We start from the raw sequence: 5,044 nt of genomic DNA on the forward strand, positions 1-5,044 counted from the left end.
GGATTTGCCAGCCAAAGCAGTTTTACCCAGGCATTCTCTCGCCTCTACGGTATGCCGCCAGCCCGCTACCGAAAAATTCACAGCTAACGGTAGTTGTATATAAAAATATTCTTAATCAATGGTTTGCTTAAAAAATTCCAGTTAGCCATTGATGCCACATCCTACCGCGATTCTTCGAAGTGCGACGACGCGCTGCAGTGTTTCTCCCTCTCTTGATCATCGTTCCAGACAACCGCTATTGGCTGGCCAGTCAATAACGCTATTAACGTAACTGTAATTAGCGTTTCGCTATATGAAACTAAACTTTTTGATGTAGTTTTGTGTCTATTTTTGTTAAAAAACGGACTTTTCCTAAAAATTATCGGAGAATATAGCAAGACTCTCGGCGTGGCGGAAAATAGAATCCTCTCAATGCTAACACTGGTGTAACATTTAACCTGAGCGAGATCGCCTAGTAGATATAGATACTGGTATTCAATCAGGTTCACTATTGAGGGATTGATTATGTTCAATGCGGCAGATGTACTTCAGCCATCATTTATTGAGCGACCATTGGAAGAAATCTGGACATTGATTTCACCGCTCTATTCTGTTGATGAGTCTCAGTGGCTTAAACAGTTGATACCTTTGGCTGAGCCTTCAGAGCAAGAACGTAAACACACCACGGAACAGGCCGCGACGTTGATCGAGCGTGTTCGTGCCGATCAGAACGCGATTCAGATGATTGATGCGTTGTTGCTGGAATACAGTTTGGATACCAAGGAAGGCATCTTGCTGATGTGCCTTGCCGAGGCCCTGATGCGTATTCCTGATGCAGCAACGGCAGATGCGTTGATCCGCGACAAGCTGAGTGTCGCTGACTGGAAGTCGCACCTGAAAAATTCGGACTCGTTGTTCGTGAATGCCTCGACCTGGGGGCTGATGCTGACCGGAAAAGTGGTCACCATGGATGCCAGGGAGGATGGAACACCTAGCCACGTGATCAACCGCCTGGTGAACAAAATGTCCGAGCCGGTGATCCGCCAGGCAATGAACCAGGCGATGAAAATCATGGGCCACCAGTTTGTCCTTGGCCGCACCATTGCCGAAGCAATGAAAAACGGTAAAGACAAGCGAGACCAAGGGTTCACCTACTCGTTTGACATGTTGGGTGAAGCTGCTTTGACAGCGCAGGATGCCCAGAAGTATTTCAAAGATTACATCATGGCTATCGAGGCAGTCGGACGCGATGCCTATTCGAGCCAGAAGGGCAGCAATGCAAAATCGCCGGATCCGACGGTATCGATCAAGCTGTCGGCGCTGCACCCTCGTTACGACGTGGCTAATGAGACCCGTGTACTGGATGAGATGTATGAGTCGGTGCTGTCGCTGCTTAAGCGTGCCCGCGAGCTGAATGTCGGGATCACGATTGATGCCGAAGAAGCGGATCGTCTGGAACTGTCGCTAAAGCTGTTCGAAAAGCTTTACCGCTCGGACGAAGTTCGTGGCTGGGGACGCTTTGGTTTGGTTGTGCAGGCTTACTCAAAGCGCGCGCTTCCGGTATTGGCATGGCTGGCAGCACTGAGCAAGCAACAGGGGGACGTGATCCCGCTGCGTTTGGTGAAAGGAGCGTATTGGGACAGCGAGCTGAAGCTATCGCAACAGAGCGGTTTTTCTGGTTACCCAGTGTTCACCCGTAAGGAAGCGACTGACAGCTCTTATCTGGCTTGTGCCCGGTTCCTGCTGTCCGAGCACCTGCGTGGTCTGATTTATCCGCAGTTTGCCAGCCACAACGCCCACACGGTGTCGGCGATTGTTGCCATGGCAAGCTCAAATAAGGATTACGAATTCCAGCGTCTGCATGGTATGGGCGATGCCCTCTATAACCATGTGATGGAGATGCACAATGTGAACGTGCGTATCTATGCGCCGGTTGGCAGCCATAAAGATTTGTTGCCGTACCTGGTTCGTCGTCTACTGGAAAATGGTGCCAACAGCTCGTTTGTCCACCGTCTGGTCGATGCCAACTGTCCGGTTGAGTCTCTGACCCAGCATCCGGTTGACGAGCTATTGTCCCGGCCGACATTACATAACGCCCTGATCCCGCTGCCACCGCAAATCTTCGGTGAACAGCGTAAGAACTCGGCAGGGATTAATATTGATATCGAGTCGGAATGGCGTCCGTTCTCGGAGTCGGTCAAGGCATTTGCCCAGCACCAGTGGCAGGCCGGTCCTATCATCAATGGTGAAAAACTGTCTGGTGAGAAGCAGGCTGTTACAGCGCCTTATGACCGCCGTGAAGCCGTGGGCAGCGTGGACTTTGCCAGTGCCGAGCAGGTAGAGGCCGCCATTTCCGTTGCGGCCGAGGCGTATCCGAGCTGGTCACAGTTGCCGGCTGGTGAACGTGCCCAAAGCCTGGTTCGTCTGGCGGATTTGCTGGAAGCACATACCGGTGAGCTGGTCGCGCTTTGCCACCGCGAGGCGGGCAAGACGATTCAGGACAGCATTGATGAAATTCGCGAGGCGGTTGATTTCTGTCGCTTCTATGCCGATCAGGCGGCGACGGACTTTGCCGAGCCGAAGCAGATTACCGGCTTTGACGGCACAGCCAAGTTGCTGAGCTACCAGGGACGCGGTGTGTTTGCCTGCATCAGCCCGTGGAACTTCCCGCTGGCGATTTTCCTCGGCCAGGTGTCGGCTGCGCTGGTAGCGGGTAACACGGTCGTTACAAAACCTGCCGAGCAGACATCACTGATTGCCTTCAGGGCGATTGAGCTGATGCTGGAAGCAGGGGTGCCGGCCGGGGCTATCCAGTTCCTTCCGGGAACAGGGGCACAGGTGGGGGCGCCGCTGACATCGGATCCGCGTATTGCCGGGGTGGCTTTTACCGGTTCGACCGAGACCGCGCAGCGTATTAATCGTTCGCTGGCGGCACGTGATTGTGAACCGGCGGCGTTTATTGCCGAGACTGGTGGCCAGAACGCGATGATTGTCGACAGTACGGCCCTGCCCGAGCAGGTTGTTCGTGATGTGGTTCGTTCGGCCTTTGCATCTGCCGGTCAGCGTTGTTCGGCCCTTCGGGTGCTGTTTGTCCAGGAAGATATTGCCGATCGCATTACTTCCCTTATCAAGGGGGCGATGGATGAGCTGTCGGTGGGCAGGCCTGAGCTGCACAGTACCGATGTCGGTCCGGTGATTGATACCGGCGCCCGTGAAAAGCTGCTGACCCATATTGAGTCTCTGAAAAATCAGGCCAAGGTGGTGGCGCAGGCGAAGCTGGGTGAGGAGTGCCTGCACGGTGATTTTGTTGCCCCGACGGCGTTTGAGATCAGCAGTATTGATGTGCTGAAGAATGAAAACTTCGGTCCGATCCTTCATATCGTTCGCTTCAAGGCCAGCGAGCTGGAGCAGGTGATTGATCAAATCAACAATACCGGCTTTGGCCTGACGATGGGGGTTCATAGCCGAAACGAGCGTACCTATTGCCATATTGAACGTCGTGCTCGTGTCGGTAACTGCTATATCAACCGTGATCAGGTTGGTGCCGTGGTCGGTGTACAGCCGTTTGGCGGGCAGGGATTGTCGGGAACCGGTCCGAAAGCCGGTGGTCCGCACTACCTGTATCGTTTCACCCAAGATGTGTTTAACGCTTAACGGCCGCTGAGTTGAGAAGGAAATAGCTATGACGACAAGTATTCAAGCAATGGTAGATAACAGCTCAGCAGCCTGGGAAGGGTGGAATGGCTTGGGCTATGAGGCTCGCTCACAAATCCTGGGACGCTGGACGGAAGAGCTGGCTCCTGAGGTGCGGGCCATGGTGACTTACCAATGTCACAACGCCAACGAGCATGTGGCAGAGACTCTGTTGATGCCGGGGCCGACCGGGGAGACTAACGAGCTATATTGCGCAGGCCGCGGTAGCTTCATTGTGACTGCCGATGTCGAGACATCACTGGTTGCTGTTGTCGGCCAAATTGCGGCGGCACTGGTTACCGGAAATACGGTTTTTGTTTGCCTACCGTCAGACTATGTGCTGTCGGCGGGTGAACTGGTTGCACAGCTGGAGAAAAGCGGCTGTGCTCGCGGTGTTGTCACCGCAATTGATAGCGATCAGCTTGCCGATCTGGTGAGCCATCCGGCGATAGCCGGTGTGGCGTATGCCGGGAAGCTATCAACATCACAGGCGCTGGCGCGCCAATTGGCTGCCCGTGACGGGTTGCTGGCTCAATTGATCAGCGAGACTGATTGTGAGTCACTGCCTGTTATCGGTAGCCCTACGTACTCACTGCGTTTCGTGACCGAAAGGACACGGACCATCAATATCACAGCAGTTGGCGGAAACGCGACCTTGCTTGAATTGGGGAGTGGTGAAGAACACTAACGCGAGTTGTTCAAAACAGCTCAGCTGAAAATTTTTCAGCACAATAAACAAAAAGCCCCTGCTATGGACAGGGGCTCTAAGTGAGGGAACTCAACAATGATAGAAAATAGCTTTGCTATTACAGGAACGTTTATCGTTTATCTGATCGGTATGCTGGCAATTGGTTACATTGCCTACAAGCGAACAGCTAACTCCGCCGACTATTTCCTTGGCGGCCGTACGCTGGGACCTTGGCCTGCAGCTCTGTCTGCCGGTGCATCTGATATGAGTGGCTGGTTGCTACTGGGTCTGCCGGGTTATGCCTATGCCGCAGGGATGGAATCACTATGGCTGGCTGGCGGCCTGCTTATCGGTACTTGGCTAAACTGGCTGATTTGTGCCAAGCGCCTACGTACTTACAGTATTACCACGGATAATGCGTTGACTCTGCCTGAGTTCCTGGCTCGCCGTTTTGACGATAAATCTAAACTGATCCAAACCATTTCAGCATTCTTTATCTTGCTGTTCTTCCTTTTCTATACCAGTTCAGGTTTGGTTGCCGGTGGTAAGCTGTTTGAAACTGTATTCGGCCTTGACTATACCGTTGCTGTAGTTATCGGTACGATTTGTGTGGTTTCGTATACATTGTTCGGTGGTTTCCTAGCAGTGTCATGGACTGACCTGGTTCAGGGCCTGCTGATGTCG

General features: G+C 53.1%; 2 protein-coding genes and 1 pseudogene. All 3 read left to right on the forward strand.

Annotated elements, in window-relative coordinates:
• The first annotated feature begins 504 nt into the window (after positions 1–504).
• Positions 505–3,633 carry a bifunctional proline dehydrogenase/L-glutamate gamma-semialdehyde dehydrogenase PutA gene (gene putA, locus MHN01_RS16315; RefSeq protein ID WP_239412311.1) on the forward strand — a complete coding sequence of 1,043 codons (3,129 nt, stop codon included), beginning with the start codon at positions 505–507 and terminating at the stop codon, positions 3,631–3,633.
• 28 nt (positions 3,634–3,661) lie between these two features.
• Positions 3,662–4,360, forward strand: a complete 699-nt coding sequence (locus MHN01_RS16320) for an aldehyde dehydrogenase family protein (RefSeq protein WP_239412312.1) — start codon at positions 3,662–3,664, stop codon at positions 4,358–4,360.
• 96 nt (positions 4,361–4,456) lie between these two features.
• Positions 4,457–5,044: pseudogene (locus tag MHN01_RS16325) on the forward strand (sodium:proline symporter); the annotation flags it as partial.

This window comes from Photobacterium sp. OFAV2-7, from assembly GCF_022347985.1.
Taxonomy (GTDB): domain Bacteria; phylum Pseudomonadota; class Gammaproteobacteria; order Enterobacterales; family Vibrionaceae; genus Photobacterium.